Annotated in this window: 20 protein-coding genes; 12 read left to right on the forward strand and 8 right to left on the reverse strand. The window is 39.6% G+C overall.

Annotated features, from left to right (window positions below; genetic code table 11):
- Positions 1–78 precede the first annotated feature (78 nt).
- Together ACHFIZ_RS04390 and ACHFIZ_RS04395 are read right to left on the reverse strand one after the other, a co-directional pair.
- On the reverse strand, positions 79–579 hold the full coding sequence (locus tag ACHFIZ_RS04390; protein ID WP_410883238.1) for an FKBP-type peptidyl-prolyl cis-trans isomerase: 501 nt from the start codon (positions 577–579) through the stop codon (positions 79–81).
- The gene (locus ACHFIZ_RS04395) at positions 569–2,602 is read right to left on the reverse strand and encodes a thioredoxin domain-containing protein (protein WP_410883240.1); all 2,034 of its coding nucleotides are present in this window, start codon (positions 2,600–2,602) and stop codon (positions 569–571) included. The genes ACHFIZ_RS04390 and ACHFIZ_RS04395 overlap by 11 nt, the downstream gene beginning before the upstream one ends.
- A gap of 50 nt (positions 2,603–2,652) precedes the next feature.
- Here ACHFIZ_RS04395 and ACHFIZ_RS04400 point away from each other — a divergent pair, with 50 nt between their 5' ends.
- On the forward strand, positions 2,653–3,753 hold the full coding sequence (locus ACHFIZ_RS04400) for a mandelate racemase/muconate lactonizing enzyme family protein (protein WP_410883242.1): 1,101 nt from the start codon (positions 2,653–2,655) through the stop codon (positions 3,751–3,753).
- 27 nt (positions 3,754–3,780) lie between these two features.
- On the opposite strand, the gene ACHFIZ_RS04405 is transcribed toward ACHFIZ_RS04400, so the two are convergent.
- Positions 3,781–4,686: a glycoside hydrolase family 25 protein gene (locus ACHFIZ_RS04405; RefSeq protein WP_410883244.1), complete on the reverse strand. Its 906-nt coding sequence runs from the start codon at positions 4,684–4,686 to the stop codon at positions 3,781–3,783.
- Between the two features lie 155 nt (positions 4,687–4,841).
- The gene (locus ACHFIZ_RS04410; RefSeq protein ID WP_410883246.1) at positions 4,842–6,215 is read right to left on the reverse strand and encodes a dipeptidase; all 1,374 of its coding nucleotides are present in this window, start codon (positions 6,213–6,215) and stop codon (positions 4,842–4,844) included.
- Between the two features lie 66 nt (positions 6,216–6,281).
- Here ACHFIZ_RS04410 and ACHFIZ_RS04415 point away from each other — a divergent pair, with 66 nt between their 5' ends.
- From ACHFIZ_RS04415 to murA, 5 genes are all read left to right on the forward strand, one after another.
- Positions 6,282–6,797, forward strand: a complete 516-nt coding sequence (locus ACHFIZ_RS04415) for a PH domain-containing protein (RefSeq protein WP_410883248.1) — start codon at positions 6,282–6,284, stop codon at positions 6,795–6,797.
- Positions 6,787–8,307 carry a PH domain-containing protein gene (locus tag ACHFIZ_RS04420; RefSeq protein ID WP_410883250.1) on the forward strand — a complete coding sequence of 507 codons (1,521 nt, stop codon included), beginning with the start codon at positions 6,787–6,789 and terminating at the stop codon, positions 8,305–8,307. Before ACHFIZ_RS04415 ends, ACHFIZ_RS04420 begins: the two co-directional genes overlap by 11 nt.
- Positions 8,308–8,395: 88 nt before the next feature.
- Positions 8,396–10,684 carry an ATP-dependent helicase gene (locus tag ACHFIZ_RS04425; protein WP_410883251.1) on the forward strand — a complete coding sequence of 763 codons (2,289 nt, stop codon included), beginning with the start codon at positions 8,396–8,398 and terminating at the stop codon, positions 10,682–10,684.
- A 35-nt stretch (positions 10,685–10,719) separates the two neighbouring features.
- On the forward strand, positions 10,720–11,397 hold the full coding sequence (locus tag ACHFIZ_RS04430; protein ID WP_410883253.1) for a DUF4290 domain-containing protein: 678 nt from the start codon (positions 10,720–10,722) through the stop codon (positions 11,395–11,397).
- 35 nt (positions 11,398–11,432) lie between these two features.
- On the forward strand, positions 11,433–12,758 hold the full coding sequence (gene murA, locus ACHFIZ_RS04435; RefSeq protein WP_410883256.1) for a UDP-N-acetylglucosamine 1-carboxyvinyltransferase: 1,326 nt from the start codon (positions 11,433–11,435) through the stop codon (positions 12,756–12,758).
- 58 nt (positions 12,759–12,816) lie between these two features.
- Here the strand turns inward: murA and ACHFIZ_RS04440 are convergent, their stop codons facing one another.
- Together ACHFIZ_RS04440 and dprA are read right to left on the reverse strand one after the other, a co-directional pair.
- A complete protein-coding gene (locus ACHFIZ_RS04440) occupies positions 12,817–14,178 on the reverse strand; it encodes a pyridoxal-phosphate dependent enzyme (RefSeq protein WP_410883515.1) in 1,362 nt (453 codons plus the stop codon).
- 152 nt (positions 14,179–14,330) lie between these two features.
- Positions 14,331–15,422: a DNA-processing protein DprA gene (gene dprA / locus ACHFIZ_RS04445; protein WP_410883258.1), complete on the reverse strand. Its 1,092-nt coding sequence runs from the start codon at positions 15,420–15,422 to the stop codon at positions 14,331–14,333.
- Positions 15,423–15,566: 144 nt separating this feature from the next.
- On the opposite strand from dprA, the gene ACHFIZ_RS04450 reads away from it, so the two are divergent.
- Positions 15,567–15,938, forward strand: coding sequence for a BlaI/MecI/CopY family transcriptional regulator (locus tag ACHFIZ_RS04450; RefSeq protein ID WP_410883260.1), 372 nt, complete (start codon positions 15,567–15,569; stop codon positions 15,936–15,938).
- Complete coding sequence (locus ACHFIZ_RS04455; protein ID WP_410883262.1) at positions 15,935–17,458, forward strand: M56 family metallopeptidase; 1,524 nt, start codon at positions 15,935–15,937, stop codon at positions 17,456–17,458. Before ACHFIZ_RS04450 ends, ACHFIZ_RS04455 begins: the two co-directional genes overlap by 4 nt.
- Positions 17,459–17,460: 2 nt before the next feature.
- Here the strand turns inward: ACHFIZ_RS04455 and rsmG are convergent, their stop codons facing one another.
- Complete coding sequence (gene rsmG, locus ACHFIZ_RS04460) at positions 17,461–18,093, reverse strand: 16S rRNA (guanine(527)-N(7))-methyltransferase RsmG (RefSeq protein WP_410883264.1); 633 nt, start codon at positions 18,091–18,093, stop codon at positions 17,461–17,463.
- On the reverse strand, positions 18,084–19,226 hold the full coding sequence (locus ACHFIZ_RS04465) for a glycosyltransferase (protein WP_410883266.1): 1,143 nt from the start codon (positions 19,224–19,226) through the stop codon (positions 18,084–18,086). Before ACHFIZ_RS04465 ends, rsmG begins: the two co-directional genes overlap by 10 nt.
- A 142-nt stretch (positions 19,227–19,368) precedes the next feature.
- On the opposite strand from ACHFIZ_RS04465, the gene tgt reads away from it, so the two are divergent.
- The 4 genes from tgt to ACHFIZ_RS04485 all read left to right on the forward strand — a co-directional run bounded on the left by tgt (position 19,369) and on the right by ACHFIZ_RS04485 (position 25,757).
- Complete coding sequence (tgt, locus tag ACHFIZ_RS04470) at positions 19,369–20,499, forward strand: tRNA guanosine(34) transglycosylase Tgt (RefSeq protein ID WP_410883268.1); 1,131 nt, start codon at positions 19,369–19,371, stop codon at positions 20,497–20,499.
- Entirely contained in the window at positions 20,500–21,606 is a 1,107-nt protein-coding gene (locus ACHFIZ_RS04475) for an LptF/LptG family permease (protein ID WP_410883269.1), read from the forward strand. It abuts the gene before it with no gap.
- 15 nt (positions 21,607–21,621) lie between these two features.
- Entirely contained in the window at positions 21,622–22,506 is an 885-nt protein-coding gene (locus ACHFIZ_RS04480; protein ID WP_410883271.1) for a DMT family transporter, read from the forward strand.
- A gap of 449 nt (positions 22,507–22,955) precedes the next feature.
- Positions 22,956–25,757: a hypothetical protein gene (locus ACHFIZ_RS04485; protein WP_410883272.1), complete on the forward strand. Its 2,802-nt coding sequence runs from the start codon at positions 22,956–22,958 to the stop codon at positions 25,755–25,757.
- Positions 25,758–25,761 lie beyond the last annotated feature (4 nt).

Raw genomic sequence — 25,761 nt, forward strand, 5'->3', positions numbered from 1 at the left:
TTAATTTCCCGACATCCGGATTTTTCTTTAAAATCCGAGGAGGAGAATTAAACAAAGCGTTTTTTAGCAAGTGGTCAATTAGTGACCAGCATGACCATCTGCTCCATGAACATGGCCATGACTCAACTCATCTTCAGTCGCTTCACGAACTGAAAGAATTTTGCCCTCAAATATCAGATTTTTACCTGCCATTGGGTGGTTCAAGTCTACAGAGACTGTTTCCTCACCTACTGTGATAACGCCCGCCTGGAAGTGGTTGCCTTCATTATCCTGTAGTGGAATTACGTCTCCAACTGCAGGAAGGTCTACTTCTTTAAACATATCTTTTGGAAGGTCCGCAAATGCTCCAGGATCTAACTCTCCATAACCGTCCGCTGCAGACAGTTCAAATCCATATTCATCGCCAACCTGCAAACCCGTAAGATGTTCTTCAAATTTTGGCAACATCATTCCCTTACCATATAGAAATACTAACGCATTTTCCTCATCCGCCTTCTCAATAAAAACTTGTTGTCCTTCTTTATTTGTCGTATGCAATTCGTAAGTTAATGATACTACTGTATTGGGTTTAATACTCATTATTATATTGTTTAGTGATCAATAGTAATGCTTCATCCACCGTTGTTACGGGTAATTGGCAAGCTTTATTTCTGCAAATATAAATTTTTGTTTCAAAGCCTCGCTTATTTTTTAACAATGGAAGCTCAGAATTTGTTCCTGCTAAAAAAAGTTTATTAGGAATATATCTTTGATTAAACTCACGCTTCATTTCCTTTGCGTTTTCTCCGATTATTGCAATTTCATTGATTCCAAAAAATTCATAAAGCAATTGTATAGCCCAATTTGAATACGCTGAACCATAGCTTTTTATTTGCGGATGAACAGAGGCTAACATAGATGTGGCACGATCAGAAAACTCTGGAAGATCAAATACCAACCCTAATTTTTGCAAATTCTGCGCCATTACAGAGTTTGAGGCAGGAATCACATTATCCATTAATTCATGCTTCCTCGCAATTAAGGTTTCCCCTTCAACAGAAGTGTAGTAGAGCATCGGAGACCCAACGTCTTCGAAGTTACGCAACACATAGGCGGTAAGTTTCTTTGCTTCGTTTAACCAACGTTCATCGAAATCCGTTTCGTACAGTCCCAATAAGGCATCAATTAAAAAAGCGTAATCATCTAAAAACCCAGGAATGCTTTTCTTGTTGTTCTTAAAATTCCTATAGATACCACCCTCATTAGTTTTCAACTCGCTTAGTATGAAGTTTGCCGCCGTAGCCGCAAGTTCATAGTAATGAACGTTATCAAAAATCTGCGCACAATCAACAAGGCCTCTGATGGTCATCGCATTCCATGCCGTTAAACATTTATCATCCAATCCAGGTCTGGTGCGTTCAGTCCTGCGTCGAAGCAATTTCTTTTTGGCTTCAATTATTTTCTTCTGAAGTTCAAGAACAGTCAATCCTTTAACCTCTGCATATTCTTCTTCTGGATATTTAGTCCGGAGGATATTGGTCTCCTCCTCTTCCCAATTTCCGGCATCGGTAACATCAAAATAATCATGTAGCAATGATGCATCATCACCCAACACATCATCAAACTCAACTTTATCCCAAACGTAAAACTTCCCTTCCACACCTTCGCTATCAGCATCTAATGCAGAATAAAAAAGCCCCTGCTTTGATAGCATCTCACGCTCAAGCCAAGCAACAGTCTCTTCTACTACCTCTTTAAATCTGGCTGCTCTGGAATATTGATATGCTTCTGCATAAAGACTTAACAACTGTGCATTATCATAAAGCATTTTCTCGAAATGAGGAATATGCCATTGTCCATCTACTGAATACCTTGCGAAACCACCACCCACGTGATCGTAAATTCCTCCCATAGCCATCTTTTCAAGCGTAATCATTACCGAAACATGGGTAGCATCATCTTCCATAAGCCTACTATACCGAAGCATAAACTGCCAATTGTTTGGGAGTGGAAACTTGGGAGCCTTATTATATCCACCATCCAACATATCAAAATGTCGCTTCCAAGGTTCGATAATTTCCAAAAGATCCGCTTTGACAAATACGTTAGGCCCTTCAATCGGTATAATTATCTCCGAGTTCTGAATTCCATCGGTCAATCGATTGGCATATTGAAAAGCCTTTTCAGGCTCCTGCGACCATAGTTTAGACACGCTTAATAATACATTAATCCAGTCGTCCTTTCTAAAATAGGTACCCCCATATATCGGTCTTTGATCCGGCAAACATATGCAGTTGAGTGGCCATCCTCCACTACCAGTCATCAATTGAATGGCCATCATATAAATTTGATCGATGTCTGGGCGTTCCTCCCTATCTACTTTGATGCATACGAAGTGAGCATTCATCACCTCAGCAACCTCCTGCAATTCAAAGCTTTCCCTCTCCATTACATGACACCAATGACAGGCTGAATAACCAATGCTAACCAAGATCAGCTTATTTTCATCCTTGGCTTTTTGCAGCGCTTCAGTACCCCATTCAAACCAGTTTACCGGGTTATGGGCATGTTGCAATAAATATGGCGACGAAGCTTCGATTAAACGATTAGGTTTTGAATTCATATTTTAAAGGTAAAAGATATATCGTACTTTTACGGTACAAGCCCTGTGCCATGAAAATCACATACGTTGAAATATATAGGTTTAGCATCCCTACAACGCCTTTTGTTATTGCTACTGGCACCATGTATTTCGCTCAAAATGTTTTAATTAAAATTTTTACAGACCAGAACATCTTTGGAGTTGGCGAATGCTCCGCTTTTCCTATGATAGTTGGTGAAAACCAGGAAACTTGCATTGCCATGGCAAAGGAATTTGCCAAAGTAATTGTAGGTAAAAATCCTCTAGCCATTCCTGATAGAATGGACGATCTGCTAGGATACGCGGCGCACAACGGAACTATAAAAAGTGCTTTCGACATGGCCCTGTTTGATATTGCATCAAAAGATGCAGGCAAACCTTTGTACGAGTTTCTTGGCGGACAAAAGCGCAGTATCGAGACCGGCATTACCATAGGAATAGATAATCCTGAGAATATGGCGCTCGCAGCTCTCAACTTAAAAGCTAAGGGATGTAGTATCATTAAGATCAAGCTAGGAAAGGGCATACATGATGATATTGAAAGAGTAAGACAAATCAGGACGGCAGTAGGCGAGGAAATGACCCTTCGGTTGGATGCCAACCAGGGCTGGGATTTTGATGATGCACTATTTGCTCTGGGTGAAATAGCACAATATAACATCGAGTTCTGTGAGCAACCAATGCGAACATGGTACGACGACAAGTTACCTGAATTAAATATAAATTCTCTAATAAAGATAATGGCTGATGAAAGCTGTTACAATCATCATGATGCGCGAAAACTTATCAATAGTGGATCTTGTTCGTATTTGAATATCAAATTCTCCAAGTCCGGTGGAATACTTGAAGCACAAAAGATACATGAGATTGCGTTACAAACAGGAGTTAAATGCATGATGGGGGGAATGTTAGAAACCAGGATAGCAATCAGTGCAAGCATGCATTTCGCTTTAGCCAGTCCAAACATCACTTTTTTCGATATGGACTCACCATTACTTGGTCATTTAATAGACCCCGTAATCGGCGGTATTGTTTACAATGGATATACCATCGATGTGCCTGATACTCCTGGAATAGGCGCAGACGCCGATCAGGAATTCCTGGACACTTGTGAAAAATGGACAATCAGTTAAATAACAGATTGACTCTCCCAAACTTAATTACTTAATTAATAGGTTGTAGAATGCCAGGCTATCCCCGTTAAATGCATTAAAATCGACAACATGCCCTATACCTGAAATCTTTGCCTTATCGGAGTGTTGCCAGAACTGCCAATTTGTATTCTTTCCTACCTTAAGTTTTGGCTGATAATAGTGCGCGATCCACAATGGATATTCTTCAAAATGACCTTGCAAATAGTCTTTGTAAAACGACAAACCAGTGTAGATAATAGGCTTTACCCCAGTTTTCTTTTCCACATACCGAAGAAATTCCTTCAATTGAATTCTCATCTTAGAGGCCGGTACACCATTGAGTTCTTCGATATCGCAAACAGGAGGTAGATCACCTACTTCAAACTTCACCGTTTGCAGAAAAAATTTCGCTTGCCAATCCCCAGACTTCTGAGGCAAAAGATAATGATAAGCCCCGCACACTACGCCAGCTTTAGGCGCTTCTCTCCAATTTCTTTGGAAATACGGATCAACATTAAACATTCCTTCAGTTGCTTTAATAAAGGCAAAGGTTACGCTCACATCATCATCTTTCATGGCTTTAACCATTTTCCAGTCAATCTTTCCTTGATAAGACGACACATCAATTCCATGCACAGAATGACCTTTAGGAATTTTGATATCATAACTGCTATACGTCCTGTAACCAGGATCCTCTCCAATATCGGCAATCCATCGCCAGGTTGAACTGAAACCCTTTATTACATAGCCATAATAAAAAGGTGACAACAAAATAAGCAAGCCACAAACAGAAACAACCTTAAAGAATGTCGACAACCCCTTACCGGAACTTTTCTTCTTCCGCGGCGAAGCCAATTGCACCCTATTAGTACTTTTACTCCGTCCTGTTACACTACCCTTTCCCTTCTGTAAAATCGGATTCTTACGTTCCATTTATAATTTCCATACCATTATTACGACATCCATAACTCAAACACCTCTTTACCCGACAAATTGAAAACACCAATGTTTCTGATCGACATCCGGATTTTACTTCAAAATCCGAGGAGAGAAGGAACATTGGTGTTTTCAACAAAGGCGAAAGAATTTTATACTTTACTCAACTCTGCGAAATATTTATGAAACAATGGCAGTGTTTCAATGCCTTTATAGTAGTTATAAATGTCATACTTCTCATTAGGCGAATGCAAAGCATCGCTATCGAGTCCGAAGCCAAACAAAACAGACTTAATCCCCAGTGCACTTTCAAATAAAGCAACGATAGGTATACTTCCTCCTCCTCTTGTCGGAATCGGAGATTTGCCAAAAGACTCAACAATAGCCTGCTCAGCAGCGCGGTAAGCAATGCTGTCCGTTGGTGTTACCACTGGCTCACCACCATGATGTGACGTCACTTTTACTTTCACGTAAGCTGGAGCAATGCGCTCAAAATGCTTTGTAAAAATCTCAGCGATCTCTTCTGAGCTTTGATTCGGGACCAAACGCATGGAAATCTTCGCATTTGCTTTCGACGGTAAAACTGTCTTGGCACCTTCTCCAATATATCCACCCCAGATCCCGTTAACTTCTAGTGTTGGTCGCGTTCCAGTGCGTTCAAGTGTTGAATATCCTTTTTCACCCCATTCAGCAGCAATTTCTAAATCTGACTTGTACTCCTCTAGATCAAATGGCGCAGCATTGAGCGCATTTTTCTCTTCTTCGGTAAGCTCAACAACCTTATCATAAAACTCTGGAATAGTGATGTGATTATTCTCGTCATGTAAAGAAGCAATCATTTTGCATAAAATAGTTATTGGATTAGCTATAGCACCACCGTAAACTCCCGAGTGGAGATCGCGGTTTGGCCCAACTATTTCCACCTCCATATAAGCCAGTCCACGTAGTCCAGTCTCAATAGAAGGGTTTTCCATGCTGATCATAGAAGTATCAGAAATTAAAACTACATCTGCTTTCAAACGCTCAACGTTTGCATTCACAAAGATTCCAAGGTTAGCAGAACCAACTTCTTCCTCACCTTCAATCATAAACTTAACATTACAAGCCAGTGTATTGGTCTGCATCATCAACTCAAATGCTTTAACATGCATATAGAATTGACCTTTATCATCGCAGGCACCCCTCGCGTAGATCTTACCATCCCTCACGGTTGGCTCAAAAGGAGGTGTTTTCCATAATTCTAAGGGATCTGCAGGCTGAACATCGTAATGACCATAAATCAGAACCGTAGGTAATGACGGATCTATAATTTTCTCACCATAAACTATTGGGTATCCGTCGGTGTCACAGATTTCAACCTTATCCACACCGGCATCAGTCAACTTCTGTGCAACGAAATCTGCAGTTTTTAAAACATCAGCTTTATACTTTGGGTCAGCACTAACCGAGGGAAAGCGCAACAACTCAAACAGCTCATCTAAAAAACGCTGCTTATTACTTTCTACATATTTTTTGATCTCTTGCATAACAGATGATTTTGCACAAATATAATTATTCTTTACTTTCGTCACCTACGATAATAGAATACGCTCATGGAGAATTTTAGCAACGAACCAATCGATATAAATTCACTCCCTCGTTATGAGGAAGTCCCGCTTAACGCACTTGATCCTAATTATTGGAAGGTTATCGTATTAAATATTTGTATCAGCATATTATTGATAGGCACAGCATCAGGATTAATTTTCCTTTTGAAAAAAGAAACAAGAGCATATATAACACCTGTGATAGTCGCGATAGTTGTCTTTGGTGCATTTCTTTTCGTTTTGTTTCGAATGAGTTTTAAAAGACGTGGACTGGCTGTCAGAGAAAAGGACATCATTTATAGCAGTGGGATCCTTTCTGCTAAGACTACCATTATTCCATTTAACCGTATCCAGCACGTGGCGCTTAACGAAGGTTTATTCTCAAGAATGTATAATCTAGGCGCCCTGGAAGTTTTTACCGCAGGTGGCGCAACAGGAAACGTGAAAATTCACGGCTTAGAAATAAATCGGGCTAATAAAATAAAGGAATTGCTCGCCAAACGCGTCAACAATGGAATCTAGTAATTACGACTTCCGTACCCCAAGAAAACAGTCGGCAACAGGAATTATTTTTATGTTCCTTAATACGCTGCAGAAATTAATTAGAAACCTGGCGATTCCGCTATTTGTAATCATCTTTAAATCAAACATAGCTGCCAGGTACTACATTTTTCTAGCTCTAGGTATATTGATCATTCTAGTGGCGATTTTCGCCTATTTTAAATACCACTCCTTCACATTCTATCTCGATGAAGTTGATAAGAAGTTTGTGATAAACGAGGGTGTCTTCGTAAAAACCAACCTAACTATTCATTTAGACAAAATCCAGCAGGTCAACATCAACCAATCTTTATTGCAGCGGATCATAGGTTTTTACACGCTTCAAATCGATACGGCAGGGAGTGACAAAAAAGAAGGAACGATTCGGGCGATGGACAAAACTTCAGCTGAAGAGCTAAAGAAAAGGTTATTAAATCGAGCTGAAAACCCCGATAATACTGAGGAATTCAGATTTGTTGAATCGGTTGATGAGCCCATAGTCGCTATCCCCTTTTTGAAACTTAGTCCCCTTACGCTGCTAAAAATAGGGGCAACATCTAACTATGGGCAGACGATAGCCTTAGTGATTGCATTTCTGGCTGCGGGCTTTCAAAGTTTGAAGGATATCATAGATATATTTGAAGTAGACAAGAATCAAGTTGGACAAGCATTTCAACAGGGAGTAACACTCCTCTCAATTGCCTTCATGATCATTGGAGTGCTTATTTTCCTCCTGATTTTTAATATAGTTCGAACCTTCATCAAGTACTTTGACTTTGAAGTCTACAGGCAAAAAAACTCTTTGGTTGTAAATTCAGGATTACTCGCTAAGAAAAACACCTTTTTAAATGCATATCGTGTGCAAATCAGTATCTACACGCAAAACTACTTTCAAAAGAAAATGAACATGTTGGACATGCGAATGAAACAAAATTCAACAGTTACACAAAGTAATAAGGAGACCAAAAACAGCGACATTGAGATTCCTGGATGTAACTCAATAGAAAAAGACCAAATATTGACCATGATTTTTAATGAGGTACCTAAGGAGGGCATCAAAATGGAACCAAATTACCGTTATGTATTTTTGAGCTTATTCTTTTGGATCATTATACCGTTTACAATTTTTTTATTCATAAACAATTGGCGCTTCCCCCTAGCTGACTACGTGCCATATTTTCTGACATATACTTTATTTGCAACAGCTATGATTTATTATAGTTATAGAAATCACCGTCTTTTCGTGTCAGAAGATTACATCATAAAACAACAGGGAATTTGGGATATTGAACATCAAATTATACAACCGCATAAGATACAAGCAATAACAATTAAACAAATGCTTTGGCATAGGAGCGCAAATATTGGACACATCACTTGTCACACAGCCGCTGGAGATATTCGCTTCAGATTTGGTAACTATGACACCATCAAAAACTTGATGAATTATTGGCTATATCAGGTTGAAAGTTCGGAAAAGGACTGGATGTAATCTGAAAAAAATGTAGTTTTGTGGTTCTTAAGATTATGCACGCTTCTCAATAAAAATATCATTAAACAGCAAGAAACAGGAAACGCATTTGGATTATTTAGCAGGTTTAAACCCACAACAACGTGCCGCAGTTGAAAATACACAGGGTCCGGCAATGATAGTTGCAGGTGCAGGCTCGGGCAAAACCCGTGTGATTACCTATCGCGTCGCTCACTTAATCGAAAAAGGAGTAGATCCCTTCAATATCTTAGTACTTACTTTTACCAATAAAGCGTCAAAAGATATGCGAGAGCGTATTATGAAGGTGGTAGGAATTGAGGCTAAAAATATTTGGATGGGTACCTTTCACTCTGTATTTGCAAAGATCTTGAGAGTTGAGGCAGATAAGATCGGATACCCGTCTAACTTTACAATCTACGATACTGACGACAGCAAGAGCTTGATCAGATCTATTCTTCGCGAGCTTCAGCTGGATGACAAGCTTTACAATGCGAACTTTGTGTATAACAGAATCTCTTCAGCAAAAAATAATCTGATCTCCCCTTCGGAGTATTTAGAAAGTACAGAAATTCAATCTGAAGATATTAGCAATAAGCGTCCGCTCCTGGGCACTATCTATGAAACTTACACTAAACGGTGTTTCAAAGCTGGCGCCATGGATTTCGATGACTTGCTGTACAAAACAAATATCTTGTTAAAGACACATACCGATGTGCTCAATAAGTATCAGCAGAAATTCAAATACCTGATGGTCGATGAATACCAGGATACCAACTTTTCACAGTATACAATCGTCAAAAAACTAGCGGCAGCATATCAAAATATCTGCGTTGTAGGAGACGATGCACAAAGCATTTACGCTTTCAGGGGTGCAAATATTCAAAACATACTAAACTTTGAGCGTGATTACCCTGACTTAAAAGTTTATAAACTAGAGCAAAATTACCGTTCTACCCAAAATATCGTTGAAGTTGCAAACAGCATCATTGCAAACAACAAGAATCAGCTGGAAAAGAATGTGTTTTCTGATAATGAGACCGGCGACCGTATTAAAGTCCAACGAGCGTTCACCGATAACGAAGAAGGAAAAATTGTAGCGGAGGCTATAGTTCAGGAGCGAACTTCGAAAGGTTACAACCACAATGATTTCGCAATACTTTATCGCACAAACGCCCAGTCAAGGGCAATGGAAGAGGCCTTAAGAAAGCTTAACGTACCCTATAAAATATACGGAGGCCTCTCGTTCTATCAGCGCAAAGAGGTAAAAGACCTTATTGCCTACTTCAGGTTGACTTTTAATCCTTCTGATGAGGAAGCTATAAAAAGAGTCATAAATTATCCAAGAAGAGGATTAGGTGATACTACTGTAGAAAAGATTATTGTCGCCGCTGATAAACACGACATCACCATGTGGGAAGTAATTTGTGCTCCTCAGCAATATATTGAGGGCAGAATTGCGAATCAGCTCAATGATTTTTCAATGTTGATCAAGAGCTTTGCTGCTGAATCGAAAAAGCTTGACGCCTATGAAACAGCATTATACATCGCGCAGCATTCCGGCATTTTAAAAGAGCTCCATACAGACGACAGCATTGAAGGACGAAGTCGTTATGAAAATATACAGGAGCTTTTAAACGGTATCAAGGAATTCGCAGAGCGTGAGGATATTGAAGACAGAAGTCTGGCTATTTTTATGCAAGATATTGCACTTTTAACAAATGACGATCGTCAAGACGATAAAACAAGGGATACCGTTTCGCTGATGACCATTCACTCCGCTAAAGGACTGGAGTTCAAAAATGTCTTTGTCGTTGGATTAGAAGAAAACCTTTTCCCATCACAGATGAGCCTCAATTCAAGAACTGATCTTGAGGAGGAACGCCGCTTATTCTACGTTGCCATTACCAGGGCTGAAAAAAAACTTACGCTTACCTATGCGACTTCGAGGTACCGATGGGGCACATTGACCAATTGTGAACCGAGTAGGTTTATCAATGAGATCAATGCAAAATATCTTGAACTAGAGATCGTTAAACCTGCGAAAAGTGTGTTGGGAGACAATAGCTTTGATAGTGAACGCAGAACCTGGTCTCAACAACGCGAAACACCAACGTCCTCGGCTCCTTCAAGAACGCCGGTTCAACGACCGAAAACTACCTCGATACTACCAAAAGCGCATGTCCCAACCCCTGATTTTGCCCCTGATATGGCATCATCATTCCAAAATGGTATGGATGTTGAACATGAGAAATTTGGATTCGGTAAAATTGTAAGTCTGGAGGGTAATCTTCCTGATGTAAAAGCGACTGTATTTTTCCAGGGACTAGGCAACAAACAGTTGTTGCTAAAATTTGCTAAATTGCGAATTGTTAAATAAAAGATAAACGACTACATTCATAGAAATAAATACACATGAGTTTTGAATACAATACCACAAGAAACGAGCTGATACTGGCAGAATATGGCCGTAATGTGCAGAACATGGTGAAGTACATTATTGAGTTACCGGATCTTGAAGAAAGAAATAAATACGCGCAAGCAGTGATTGACCTTATGGGATTTTTAAACCCGCATTTGAGGGATGTTGCTGATTTTAAACATAAACTTTGGGATCATTTACACATCATATCCGGTTATAAGATTGATGTAGACGCTCCCTATCCTAAGCCGACTCCTGAAGCAGCCCTGATTAAGCCTGATCACATAGGATATCCTCAGCAAAGGATTAAGTACAAGCATTATGGTAAGACCGTTGAAGTAATGATCGAGAAAGCTAAAGCTGTAATAGATGAACCTGAAAAGAGAGCAGCTATGGTACAAGGGATCGCTAATTTCATGAAAATGGCGTACGTTACCTGGAATAAAGACTCGGTTGCAGATGAAACCATCATCAAAAACCTACGCGAGCTTTCCAATGGCGAGCTTGAGCTGGCTGAGAACATCAATTTGAATAAAGTCGAGTTTAAACCAGTGGTCGCCAGGCCCGCTAATAACAATCGTGGCAGAAACAACAACAATAGTAAAAATAGGCAAGGAAGTAACAACGGCCGTCCACAACAGCGCAATAACAATCCAAAACAAAGGAACTAAACTACCAAATTACGATACAAATACTTATTGATAATATGAATGCATTCGAAATAATTGGTGGAAAGAAGTTAAAGGGTGAAATCCATCCCCAGGGAGCAAAGAATGAAGCATTACAAATTATAGCTGCAGTTCTATTAACTGATCAAAAAATTACCGTTAGTAACATTCCCGACATTAAGGACGTAAATAAATTAATAGAATTACTTGGCGATATGGGCGTTCATATCGAACGTCTTTCTAAAGACACATATACTTTTCAAGCCAAAAATATAGACCTTAAATTCTTTTCATCAGATACTTTTAAGGCTAAAGGAGGTGGTTTGAGAGGCTCTATAATGATAGTAGGGCCACTCCTAGGTCGTTTCGGTACAGCTGCCATCCCTAAACCTGGAGGTGATAAAATAGGAAGAAGAAGATTGGATACCCACTTCCTTGGCTTCGAGAAATTGGGTGCCAAGTTCGTTTATGACAACAAAAAGGAATTCTTCAATGTAGATGCCACTAACCTTAGAGGAGCCTATATTTTATTAGATGAAGCATCTGTTACTGGAACTGCAAACATTGTGATGGCTGCTGTTCTTGCAAAAGGAAAAACTACTATATATAATGCTGCCTGTGAACCCTACCTTCAGCAGCTTTGTAAAATGCTTAACCGCATGGGTGCGAAGATAACTGGTTTGGGATCTAATCTTTTAACCATTGAAGGAGTTGAGAAACTTGGTGGTACTGAGCACAGAATGCTTCCGGATATGATTGAAATCGGTTCATTCATTGGTCTTGCAGCAATGACAGAGTCGGAAATTACGATTAAGAACGTATGCTACTCAGAACTAGGAGTAATCCCAGAGGTTTTTCGTAAGCTTGGCATCAAGTTCGAGTTGAAGGGAGATGATATCTATATCCCATCTCAAAAACACTATGTTATTGAGTCGTTTATCGACGGCTCTATGCTCACAATAGCAGATTCACCTTGGCCAGGGTTTACTCCAGACCTGTTAAGCATTGTATTAGTTGTAGCTACTCAGGCAAAAGGAAATGTATTAATTCACCAGAAGATGTTTGAAAGCAGGTTGTTCTTTGTAGACAAGCTGATAGACATGGGTGCTCAAATTATCCTTTGTGATCCACACAGAGCGACAGTTAACGGAATTGACAAACAGTATAAACTTAGAGGTATAAGCATGACTTCGCCAGATATTCGTGCAGGTGTTTCTTTACTGATCGCAGCCTTATCTGCAGAAGGAAAATCAACGATATTCAACATAGAACAAATTGAACGTGGATATCAGGATATCGACATACGCTTGAGGGCCCTGGGCGCTCAAATAAAACGTGTTGAGGCCTACGCTCCATCACACTAAACAAAAATGCCCCTTTGAAAAAAGGGGCATTTTTGTTTACAAACTTCTCCAGCAAATACTATCCTGAAATCGCATTTATAATATCATACTGCGTAATAATCTCTATTTTACCTTCTTCTGCTTCAACCAATACTGCACTATTTTCCCTATTAATCAATGCAGAAATGCGATCGATAGAAGTATTCATATCTACAAACGGAAAAGTAGCCGACATAATCTCCTGAACCTTTGCAGACTTCAGTGAAGGGTTTTCCATTAAAGCTTTTAAGATATCACTCTCCGACAATTTACCAACCACCATTTTTTTCTGAATTACGGGGATCTGCGAAATGTTCAGCATGTGCATTGTATTTATAGCCTCTAAAATCGTCTTTTCACAATCTATCGTTACGATTTTAGTATTGTCTTTTTTAGCGATAATTGTTTTCGCAGTTAGCTTCTCGTCTTTGAGGAAACCCCGCTCCCTTAACCAATCTTCGTTAAACATTTTACCCATGTACCGACTACCATGATCGTGAAAAATTACCACAACCACGTCTTCAGGCTTCAATTTATCTTTTAGCTGCAGTAATCCTGCGATAGCTGATCCAGCTGAATTTCCAACGAAAATACCCTCCTTACGGGCAATATCCCTGGTCATCAAGGCAGCATCTTTATCTGTAACCTTTTCAAATAGGTCAATGGTATCAAAATCAACATTTTTAGGTAAAAAGTCTTCTCCAATGCCTTCTGTTATATATGGGTAAATCTCATTTTTATCCAAAATACCGGTTTCTTTATATTTTTTGAATACTGAACCGTAGGTATCTATACCCCAGACTTTGATGTTTGGATTCTTTTCTTTTAAATATTTCCCAGTTCCAGAGATCGTACCGCCTGTTCCAACACCAACTACCAAATGAGTGATCTTGCCCTCAGTTTGCTCCCAAATCTCCGGCCCCGTCTGTTCATAATGTGCCTGTGTATTCGCAAGATTATCATACTGGTTTGGCTTCCATGAATTAGGAACCTCCCGCTCAAGGCGTGAAGAAACGGAATAATAAGAGCGGGGGTCTTCAGGTTCAACATTAGTCGGACAAACAATAACCTCAGCGCCAAAAGCACGTAATGCATCTACCTTTTCCTTCGACTGTTTATCCGTAGTAGTGAAAATACACTTATAACCTTTTACTATAGCAGCCATAGCGAGTCCCATTCCTGTATTTCCCGAAGTTCCCTCTATAATTGTTCCTCCAGGCTTCAGTTTACCAGACTGTTCTGCATCCTCAATCATTTTAATGGCCATCCTGTCTTTAATTGAATTCCCAGGATTAGTTGTTTCAATTTTTGCAAGCACGGTAGCAGAGATTTCTTTTGTTATGGTGTTTAGTCTCACTAACGGAGTATTACCTATTGTTTCTAAAATGTTGTTATACCACATAGAACAAAAATACTTATTACGGATCACTATTTTATTTTCAACAAACTATTCAAAATATAATTCTAATTATTAAAAAAATAGGAAACTTAATTTTATTCTAGTTATTCAATAGATTAAAAAACAGTCATATATAAAGGTCGAACCAAGAACATTTATTGATTTAGTTTATAGACTTTACCTGGAAGAGCTATCAAAATACCTTGCATTTCAAGATTTAAGAGGTGCATTGCTAGTTTACTTTGATTGATTCCAATCTTAATACCAAGCTCATCTATTCGCGCCGATGATACCTGTAAGATTTCCGTAATCTGCTGTTCTTCTTTGCTAAGTCCTAACGGTAACTGGATCTGCATCACGGGCTTGGAGACAACTGAATCCCATCCCATGTAATAAACAAAGTCTTTAGCATGGTTGATTAATGCGGCACGACTGGTCTTTATTAGAAAATTACATCCCTCTGAATACTCATCGTTAACCCTTCCCGGGAATGCATAAACATCTCTATCATACGAATTGGCAATATCAGCCGTAATTAAAGCGCCTCCTTTCAACGTTGCTTCAACTACAATAGTCGCGTCTGCTAATCCGGCAATAATGCGATTTCTTTTAGGGAAGTTTTCTTTATCAGGGTTAGTCTTTAAGGGGAACTCGGTTACAAGTCCGCCGTTATAGACCATTTTCTGGGCTACAGCATGATGCAATTGGGGATAAATCCGATCTAATCCATGCGCAAGAACCCCTACAGTGGGAATGTTGTAAAGAAGGCTTTCCTTGTGTGCTGTGACATCAATACCATAAGCCAATCCGCTAATAATCAATACATCGTAGGCAGCTAAAACCTCAGCCAGTTGTCTGCAAAGATAACGACCATAATCGGTAGCTTTTCTGGTCCCTACGATACTCACAATTCTTGGATGGTTTAAATTAACGCTCCCTCTGAAATACAATAGTATAGGAGCATCAAAACATTCCATCAATCTACGGGGATAGTTTTCATCACCAAAAAACAGAACTTCAATCTTGTGCTTCTCTAAAAATCTGATTTGATCAGCCGCCAGTTTTAGCGCATTGTTATTGACAATTTCGGCTGCGGTTACAGGGCCTACCCCTGGAATCTCCATCAATTGCTTTAAAGTAGCGCTGAAAACAAACTCCGCCGATCCAAAGTGACCAAGCAAATTCTTTGCTGTGATGTGTCCAACGCTCTTTATCAAGGTCAACCCAATTTTATGTACTAAACTCATGCTTAAATCTCTACTGATAATGTCAAGAAAACCACAAAGAGCCTTCACTGAGCTGATAATCAAACAAATAAAAATAAACTACATAAATAGTTTGTAAACTATAAAAATAGTAGTACCTTTAAATAACACCAATTAATAATAGATATGAGAGAACTTACAAAAGCTGAAGAACAAGTGATGTTAATATTATGGGATATGAAAGAAGGCCTCGTCAAAGAAGTGATCGAAAAGATGGATCCACCTAAACCAGCATATAATACGGTTTCAACAGTCATCAGGGTCTTAGAAGGAAAAGGTTTTATAAATCATAAGGCCATTGGAAACACTCACATTTATTTCCCCCTTATCACCGAAGAACAATACAAGCACTTTGCTTTTGATAAGGTAATGAACAACTACTTCGAAAACTCCTACCAAAGCTTGGTTTCCTTTCTTGTCAAAGAAAAAAATATGGACATGAACGAGCTCGACGAACTTATTCAATTGGCAGAAAAACTCAAAAACAAGAAATTATGATTTGGTTGTATTATCTATTGGAGGCTAACCTTTACCTAGTGGTATTCTATGGATTTTACCTTATTTTCCTGCAAAAAGAAACCTTTTATGGGTTAAATAGGGGTTATCTAATCTGTTCATCGTTATTTTCCTTTGCGATACCTTTTCTTCAGATCGGAAGGTTTAACGGATTAGTTTATGGAAACACCGCCATGGATCTGGTTTACATTAATCCAAATTTGGGAAAAATGCAAAACGATAGCCTTTCTTTAGCGTCTTCAGGAAACATAGTGGTAGCGGTTTACCTATTAATTGCCGTCTTGTTTATCATCAAACTGTCCATCAGCTTTTTCAAAATTATATCATTAGCTATACGAGCAAGACGGGAAAAACTGGGAGGCATTGTTTACATAGAACTGTCTAGCTCTGCAACTGCCTTCTCCTTCTTTAACCTGCTGTTTATTAACCCCTCGAGTACAGAGAAACTCACAATCCTAAAACATGAAATGGTGCATATACGACAGAGGCACAGTCTGGACATTCTGTTTTTTGAACTCTTAAAAATCCTAAATTGGTTTAACCCGATAGTATGGTTGATTCAAAAAGATATCAAGCTGTTGCACGAATACATCGCAGATGCCGTTACGACGAATTCTGATGTACAGAAACATGAATATGCTATGTTTTTGATACAAAATTCTTTTGGAGTAACCCCAAATTACCTCACCAATCAAATATTCAATCAATCAATATTAAAAAGGAGAATCAACATGTTAAACAAAAAAAGATCTGCCGGTGCGGCAAGGCTCAAAATCCTGCTCACCGTACCCGTTGTTGGAGGGATGCTCTTCGCATCAACCCTGGCGTTTAGTAAAGACTATGAAATGATCGACCTGTATCCGGAGAAATACAGTGTGGATAATTCGCAGGTCGTAACGAGTAAGCCCAATCAGGAGCCTGTAGCAAAGAAGAAACGGTTTAAATTGAATCACAAGATCAGCGAGAAAACAAAAATTTTTACCAGCTATGACAACAGACTTGTGGTCATCAATGGGAATAGTTCGCAATCTGGTGTTATCATGGAAGTGGAGGGTTACGACAAATTGGTAGAGTTGAATGCAAAAGAAGCGACAGCAAAATACGGTTCTGGAGCAGCCTCTGGTGCGTTAATCTTTACCGGAAAGAATACAAAAACATTAAGTGTACGGGATGATATCAGATTTCCACCGCCAATTGTGGTAAAAGACAGTAGGATTCCACCACCCCCAAAACCGGGAAATAAATCTAGATCCAGAACTGTCGATATTAATGGTGAAAAAATCAAGTTTCCACCTCCAGCTCCGCGAAAAGAAAAAAAGAAGCAATACAGAACCGTCGATGCCAATGGTCAAAAAATCAAGTTTCCACCACCTATTGTAGTTAAAGACAGGCCGATCCCACCACCCCCACCGCCAATAGATCCCCCTAAGCCAGAACCTACTACCGAGAATGAGCAAACAAAACTTGAAGGAACAGGGCAATATAGCTCCGATAGAAATTAATACTATTGAGGAATGTAAACCACGTATTTGGTTTCAAAAAACTCTTCTTTAAAATAAGCTGAAAGCGGATACAGTTCCGCTTTTAGCTTTGATTCCGCAATTTCCTCGGTCAAATCTCCACCTTTCAAATAAAGAATACCATTCGCTATCGCATTCTTAGAGTCTTTATTGAACTTTCCATGTACCCATGGATAAAAATCGATCAGCTTCGTAACAGCCCTGGAAACAACAAAATCAAATTTATCATTGATTTGTTCAGCGCGTAAATGGCTTGCTTTTACGTTTTCAAGCTCAAGAGCTGCCGCAACTTCAACCACAACTTTTATCTTTTTTCCAATAGAATCTACCAGATGAAACTGCGTTTCCGGAAACAAAATCGCTAAGGGAATACCAGGAAATCCACCACCTGTTCCAACATCAAGCACCTTTTCGCCAGGCTTAAAACTACAGAATTTTGCAATTCCAAGAGAGTGCAGAATGTGACGTTCATACAATTCGTCGATGTCCTTGCGAGAAATAACGTTGATCTGCGCATTCCAAAAACTATACAATTCATATAGCTTATCAAACTTTTCAATCTGATCTTCCGTTAAACCAGGAAAGTATTCTTGAATCAATGTCGACTTTATTTCCACTGTATTTTTTTGACAAATATAGAGACTATGGCGTTAAACACGAGAAAAATGAATAGTAGAATATCAAGAAGAGGGAACCACCAGCGCAATCCAGGGTAGTTTAACCTTTTCAATAACCGAGGGTAAACGAAACTTCTGACAATAATGCTGAGAGCAAATACACCCAAAGCGATAAACATCGCGGGTTTGAAGAACATTAGGAAGATCAACAATGTGTAAAATAGAAACTGCATGATAATCTGAAAAGAAAGAATAAACTTGTGTTTGCTTTTATATAGCTTACCAGCTCCAAAATGACGTTTTTTTTGTCTCAAATAGGCGCCAAACGTTGAATTCGGATTGCTCCATACATGGGCATCAGGATCGATTTGTATTGCCGTATTAAACTTGGTGGCGTGCGCATTCACGAATAAATCGTCGTCCCCCGAAGGAATGTGCATGTGCGCGGCAAACCCTTTGTTTTTAAAAAATAATGATTTTTTATAGGCCATGTTTCTGCCAACACCCATGTAAGGCATGCCCTTCAATGCAAATGAAAGGTAGTTCACAGCTGTGAAAAACGTTTCAAAGCGGATCAAGGCATTCAACAAACCCTTTCGCTTTAGATATGGCGAATATCCCAGCAAAATTTCAATATCATCATCTTCGGGTTGCTGCATGCCAAGTAGCCATTGCGAAGAGGCAGGGGCACAATCAGCATCTGTGAATACCAACCAATCGTGCTCCGCAGCTTTGATACCCATAGTTACAGCGAACTTTTTACCCGCTATAAACTTCTCTCCATCTACAATATTGACAACCTTAAGGTGCTTAAATTCCTTCGCTAGCTCCTCCAACAATTCATCTGTTCCGTCCCATGAACGGTCGTTTACCACAATTACTTCGTAATTTAGGTAGTTCTGTTTAAGCACCAGTGGTAAATATTCTCTAAGATTTACTACTTCATTCCTCGCACAAATAACAACACTCAGAGGCTTTCTAGCTTCTAAAGTAATCTCTGAGATTTTGTAAATAGCGAGTTTCAGATGGACAAACAAACTGTAATACAGCTGTATAAGGCAGCAAAAGGTTAATGCACCAAGAAGGCAAATCTCTGTTAAAGTTAATTCCAAAACGTCTAATATAATTTGCAAATTTCTGATTTTTAATCTGTAATGAACTTGAATGTTGATAAAAAATTACACCCTTAAATAGCTGGTTTTTTGCTACTTTTGGCAGATTTTAATGCTACCAAGCCAATCACTGGTCTTGACATTAATACATAAGAAAACACAGATGAAATTTAGTTTAGCGGCAAAGGATATAAATTCAAAGGCAAGAGCAGGCACTGTCACCACAGACCACGGAGAGATACAAACACCGATTTTTATGCCCGTGGGGACTGCAGGGACTGTTAAAGCGGTGCACCAGCGAGAGTTGAAAAACGATATCGACGCAAAAATCATACTTGGCAACACTTATCATCTGTACCTCAGACCGGGACTAGACATCATAGAACAAGCCGGCGGATTGCATAAATTTATCGGATGGGACCGCCCGATTCTCACCGATAGCGGTGGTTATCAGGTATATTCATTGAGTAAAGTTAGGAAGATCAAAGAAGAAGGAGTGACATTCCGCTCACACATCGACGGTTCAAAACACCTTTTCACACCCGAATATGCTATGGATATTCAGCGTACTATTGGTGCTGATATCATCATGGCTTTCGATGAATGCACTCCCTACCCTTGCGATTATAGCTACGCAGCATCATCTATAAATATGACCCACCGTTGGTTGAAACGCTGCTGTAAAAGATTCGATTCTACCGACTCCAAGTACGGATTCAACCAAACCTTGTTCCCGATAGTCCAGGGTTCAGTTTACAAAGATTTAAGAGTTAAGTCAGCAGAATTCATCGCTTCGATGGATCGGGAAGGTAATGCAATCGGTGGATTATCCGTAGGTGAACCTGCAGAAGATATGTATGCAATGACCGAAGTCGTTTGCGACATCCTACCCTACGAAAAGCCCAGATACCTTATGGGTGTTGGCACACCAATTAACCTTCTGGAAAACATTGCTTTAGGCATAGATATGTTCGATTGTGTGATGCCAACCAGGAATGCTAGGAATGGCATGTTGTTTACAAAGAATGGAATCATCAATATCGGTAATAAAAAATGGGAGAACGATTTCTCACCAATCGAAGCAGATAGTGACCTTTACGCCGATACCGCATATTCCAAAGCCTATTTAAGACATCTAACTCACTCCAAAGAAATGCTTGGTGCGCAAATTGCTACTTTGCATAATCTCCACTTTTATATTTGGTTGGTGAAAGAGGCCCGCGAAAAGATCATCAGTGGTGAGTTCTATGCATGGAAAAACAAAATGGTTAAGATTTTAGGAACTAAGTTATAAATGAACATATTCAACAACAGGATAAAGATCATTGATTGGTACATCATCAGTAAGTATCTGGGCACCTTCTTGTACACTCTTACCCTGTTTATTGTAATCATCATCATCTTTGATTTATCTGAAAAATTGGATGACTTCCTTAGCGCAAACCTTACATTTTGGCAGATATTGACGCTATACTACGCCGGTTCTATACCGTTCTATGTTAACATGTTATCACCATTAATCAACTTCATCGCGGTTATTTTCTTTACGGCAAAGATGGCTGACCAAACGGAAATCGTGCCTATTCTTAGTGGAGGCGTCAGTTTTAACCGCTTTCTTCAACCCTACTTTATCTCGGCATTCATTATTTTCGCTTTTAACCTAGCCTCGAATTTATACGTTCTTCCATATACCAATCGCCTAAAAAACAGCTTTGAAAACACATATGTGAAGAAGAATGATCCCTCGTCCAAGAATAACATTCATATGAGATTAGATGAGCATACCTTTATCTACATGGATAACTTTGACAACAAGACTAAAATTGGTTCAAAGTTCAATTTGGATAAATTCAAAGGCGATGTCCTCGTAAAAAAACTGATAGCCGAACAAATTACTTACGATTCTCTCAAGCGCAAATGGACTTTACGCAATTACTCCACTCGGTATATCAACGGACTAAAAGAATCGCTTAAAAGCGGTGCATATGGAACAACAAAAGATACAGTGCTTGACATGCGACCAGATGATTTCTCCGCCTATGATAATATTTTTGAGAATCTAAGTAATAAAGAGCTTGCCGATAAGATCAAAAAGGAAAAGATCAGAGGTACAGGTGTTTGGAACGACTTGCTTTTTGAACGCTATAAGCGCTGGCTAAGCCCGCTATCTGCGTTCGTACTCACACTTATAGGTGTGGCATTGTCTTCTCGCAAAGTTCGAGGCGGGGTAGGCCTACCCCTTGGAATAGGTATTCTTTTGAGTTTTGGATACATTGTATTAGGCCAGTTCGCGAAGATGTTTTCTCTAAAAGGGGGCATCTCACCACTGCTTTCCGTACTTGCACCCACTATTATTTTTGGTCTTTTAGGTTATTATCTACTTAGAAAGGCACCGAAATAAGCCACAACTATTCTAATGATTAACACGACGGCCAACAAAAACCTAATAATCCTTCATTTCACAGTATTTATTTGGGGATTCACCGGTATACTCGGCAATCTTATTTCTATCAGCGCAGTGCAGATGGTGTGGTACCGGGTGATGATAGCAAGCATCACTTTACTCGTATACTTCATGTTGACCAGAACCAGCTTAAAAGTATCTAGAAAGCAGTTCATTCAGTTTTTATTTACAGGTAGCATTGTGGCAGTTCATTGGATTCTGTTCTTTCATGCCATCAAAGTAAGCACTGTTTCTGTAACCTTGGTATGCCTGTCGTCCTTTACGCTGTTCACTGCAATTCTTGAACCGCTCATCAAAAAGCAGTCAATTCTTATTCCTGATGTCGTGATTGGACTAATAATTATCCTTGGAATATATCTGATTTTTAAATTTGAATCTCATTACACAGAGGGCATTATTTTGGGTCTGTCATCTGCGCTTGCATCCAGTTTATTCGCTATTATCAACTCCACTTTAGTACAGAAAAGTGACCCGAAAGTGATCGGTTTTTATGAGATTACAGGTGCACTTTTCTGGATATCTGTCTATCGTTTTGTTACGAATGATCTACAAAATGAGACCTTTAATTTAAGCGCCGCCGACTGGTTTTACCTAGTGATCCTGGGCACAATTTGTACTGCATTAGCTTATGTCGCCGGGGTCTCTGTAATGCGTACTTTATCTGCTTTTCGAGTAGCACTCATCACTAATCTGGAACCAGTATATGGCATCATTTTAGCCTTCCTTTTCTTCGGTAGCAGAGAAACAATGTCCATAGGTTTCTACTTGGGCGCAACACTGATTATCGGTTCGATTTTCTTGTATCCTATTTATAAAAAACGCAAAGGCTTAGCGTAGCTTACTCACAGAAATCACTGTATGCTGGATATATTCCAGCACCTTAGCCCTGCACCTTAGCCCTGCAAATTACACTTCAAATCCGGGGTGATGAACTGAATAAAGTGGGATGGTATTGGAATGAAAACTCACCATTTCCTGGCAACCACCTTCCTAAGCTCTAAAAAATATTTGTGAAAAATGACGCCGATTAGTGTATCTTAAGGGAACCAAAACAAACATTTTGAAACGACATTACTAATGTGTTGATTCTTGCATATTATCTGCCAACAATAGATGAATAAAGCTGAATATAAAAAAATAAAATATTAACATAAGCATGTTGTAAATCAATTATTTAAGACTTATTAAATAAAGTATTTATAAAAATAAACCCAGAGTTCACACCTATTTAATACTAAATATATTAGCACAGTCAACATATGCCTTATATAAACATAAAATTATCATTGATAATCAGCATTATAGCAACATCAGCTTCAACCTTTATTTCAATTGACTCAAAAGCTCAGATTTTCAACAACTCTCAGAACCCACTTAGTGTAAAATGGCGTCAGATTTCAGCGAATGGTTTCAGAATCATTTACCCTAGCGAGCTAGAGAAAGAAGCACAAAGAATGGCGAACACGCTGGGGTACATCTACCCTCGTGTAGGCGCCAGCTTAAGACGAGAAAAAACCGCTATCCCTCTCCTACTTCAAAACCGGGGAGTCATCGCAAATGGCTTCGTTCAACTCGCTCCCAAGAAGTCAGAATTCTTCACAACCCCACCGCAGCAATTCGACAGTCAAGACTGGTTAAACAACCTCGCAGTTCACGAACTCAGACACATTGCGCAGTTCGATAAATTGACCGGTGGCAAGACTCATCCCTTCCCCGAAGATGTATACTTTGCATGGTTCGGCGCCAGTCTTCCATTATGGTTTTTTGAGGGCGACGCAGTGACTATAGAGACTGCTTTAACAAAGGCAGGAAGAGGCCGACAACCTTCATGGATTATGCCATACCGAACAAACCTTTTGACCAGTAAAAATTACTCCTACAGTAAGATTAATTTAGGGTCATCAAAAGATGTCACACCAGGCTACTATCAATATGGATACCTCAATGTTTCAAACATCAAAAAGCAATTTGGAAAGGACATCTTCGACAGCGTGCTCACCGACATTCGCCACCGACCGTTAAGACTCTATCCTTTTTCAAACAGCCTCAAAAAATACACGCGATCAGGAACCAAGAAGTGGTTCAACCAAACCACAGAGCTCCTGAAAACAGAATGGGAAAAACAAGCAAGCACTTTAAACACCAAAAACTACGCTTCATTAAATAAGCCCTCAAAATACGCTACAAATTATTTTCTACCGATAAAACTTCCTGAGGGCAAAATTCTCGCACTAAAACAAAGCAAGGCGGAGACCTCGCATTTCGTGTTGATTGATGCCGCCAATAAGAAGGAAGAAAGATTATTCGGCATTGCCTATCAGGAGCAACCATGGTTCAGTTACGCCAATAATATGATCACCTGGGATGAGATCAGATACGATGCACGTTACCGTCAACGAAGCTACAGCGTCATCTGCACCTATAATCTGGTAACAAAAAAACTGACCAGCTTGACCAATAAGACCAGACTCTTCTCTCCTTACCTATCTCCAGATGCCAAAAAGATCGTAGCAGTCCAAATCGATTTGAGTAACCAATCGAATTTAGTGGAGCTTGACGTAGCCACAGGGAAGACGCTCAGAACTTTACCAAACCCTGAAAATCCAATTCTCCAAACCCCTTCCTATGATGCTACAGGAAATCTGATCACCTACATCAGCGTATCTGAAAAAGGAAAGGCATTATGGATCACAAATGGTGTAGCAAGAAATGAGAAATTAATTACCGAATCTCAACAGCAATTAAGCAGACCAATCTTTTTTAATCATGGAGTCGCATTTAACGCCCACTACAGCGGAATTGATAACATTTACCACATCGACACAACATCAAATAAAATAAGCGCCCTGAGCGCCTCTAAATACGGCGCTTTCAACGCCACCCCGACAACCGCTACAGAAATTATCTTTAACGACTATCAGGTTACTGGCTATCAGATTGCTAAAACTACTATCGATTCTAAATCCTCTTCTAACACTCAATTAATAGACACCAGTTCCTTCGTCAATTTTGGCGCAACAACGCAAAGCCAGGAAAGTAAAGGCAATGTCTTCGCCAACGTACCAAACAACACTTTTCAATCAAAGCCTTACCATTCTTTAGGTAACCTGTTTAGCGTACACAGCCTTAATCCTACAGTTGAAGATGAGTACAAAGGCGGACTCCAATTGGTTTCAAACAACCTGCTTAATACTTTTGACTCTTTCGCTGGTGTTGACTACCATCGAGATCTCAATCGCTTTGAATATAGCACCGGCTTTTATTTAAAGGCTTTTTATCCAATACTTTCTGCAACCTATCGAAATCGGCCCAGAAGAAATTTTTACACCCAAAACAAAGTAGTCAAACAGGGCGATTGGAGAGAAAACAATGTAAAACTCCAAGCATCCTTACCACTAACTGTAAACTCATTTAATGATTCTTACAGCTTTTCGCTCAATACGCTCAGCAGCTATACCCAACGTTACCAACTGGAAAACCTCCCATCGAACTTCATAAAGAGCTTAGACTTTCCGATGGAGTACAACGTTTCCTTTAGCCACAGCACCCGCCAAGCAGAGCGAGATATTGCTCCACGGTGGGCCCAAATACTAAGAGTAAGTTACCTTCATCAGCCTTTCGACAATAACCTTGTGGGAGGGCTTTTCGCTGCCGAAGGGTACCTTTACTTCCCTGGTCTTGCCAGAAACCATTCCTTCCTGGCAAACTTCAATTATCAAAACTCCTGGGGAATCAGGCGTTTTGACAGAGAGATTAACTCCGTGTACGGCTACAACAATATCCTGGCGAAAAGCAAACTCGAGAACACCTTGCTCTTCAATTACCGCTTTCCTATCGTCTTTCCTGATTTAGAAATCGGCCCGTTGGCTTACGTAAGAAACTTAAGAGCCAGCCTATTTTGCCATTATGAGAACATTGGTACAGAAACAAATTTATCAGAACCTAAAACATATGGCTTCGAATTGCGTAGTAACATGAATGTACTCCGTTACCAGCCTAATGTTGAGCTAGGCGGACGGGTCGTATTCGTAAATAAAATATACAATCAAAATCCTATATTGGAACTAATTTTAAATTACAGCTTTTAACCGC

It is taken from the genome of Pedobacter sp. JCM 36344, from assembly GCF_046546555.1.
GTDB lineage: Bacteria > Bacteroidota > Bacteroidia > Sphingobacteriales > Sphingobacteriaceae > Pedobacter.

Coding starts and splice junctions, on each gene's coding strand:
- ACHFIZ_RS04390 (WP_410883238.1), bottom strand. CDS start 579: ATGAGTATTAAACCCAATACAGTAGTATCATTAACTTACGAATTGCAT.
- ACHFIZ_RS04395 (WP_410883240.1), bottom strand. CDS start 2,602: ATGAATTCAAAACCTAATCGTTTAATCGAAGCTTCGTCGCCATATTTA.
- ACHFIZ_RS04400 (WP_410883242.1), top strand. CDS start 2,653: ATGAAAATCACATACGTTGAAATATATAGGTTTAGCATCCCTACAACG.
- ACHFIZ_RS04405 (WP_410883244.1), bottom strand. CDS start 4,686: ATGGAACGTAAGAATCCGATTTTACAGAAGGGAAAGGGTAGTGTAACA.
- ACHFIZ_RS04410 (WP_410883246.1), bottom strand. CDS start 6,215: ATGCAAGAGATCAAAAAATATGTAGAAAGTAATAAGCAGCGTTTTTTA.
- ACHFIZ_RS04415 (WP_410883248.1), top strand. CDS start 6,282: ATGGAGAATTTTAGCAACGAACCAATCGATATAAATTCACTCCCTCGT.
- ACHFIZ_RS04420 (WP_410883250.1), top strand. CDS start 6,787: ATGGAATCTAGTAATTACGACTTCCGTACCCCAAGAAAACAGTCGGCA.
- ACHFIZ_RS04430 (WP_410883253.1), top strand. CDS start 10,720: ATGAGTTTTGAATACAATACCACAAGAAACGAGCTGATACTGGCAGAA.
- murA (WP_410883256.1), top strand. CDS start 11,433: ATGAATGCATTCGAAATAATTGGTGGAAAGAAGTTAAAGGGTGAAATC.
- ACHFIZ_RS04440 (WP_410883515.1), bottom strand. CDS start 14,178: ATGTGGTATAACAACATTTTAGAAACAATAGGTAATACTCCGTTAGTG.
- dprA (WP_410883258.1), bottom strand. CDS start 15,422: ATGAGTTTAGTACATAAAATTGGGTTGACCTTGATAAAGAGCGTTGGA.
- ACHFIZ_RS04450 (WP_410883260.1), top strand. CDS start 15,567: ATGAGAGAACTTACAAAAGCTGAAGAACAAGTGATGTTAATATTATGG.
- ACHFIZ_RS04455 (WP_410883262.1), top strand. CDS start 15,935: ATGATTTGGTTGTATTATCTATTGGAGGCTAACCTTTACCTAGTGGTA.
- tgt (WP_410883268.1), top strand. CDS start 19,369: ATGAAATTTAGTTTAGCGGCAAAGGATATAAATTCAAAGGCAAGAGCA.
- ACHFIZ_RS04475 (WP_410883269.1), top strand. CDS start 20,500: ATGAACATATTCAACAACAGGATAAAGATCATTGATTGGTACATCATC.
- ACHFIZ_RS04480 (WP_410883271.1), top strand. CDS start 21,622: ATGATTAACACGACGGCCAACAAAAACCTAATAATCCTTCATTTCACA.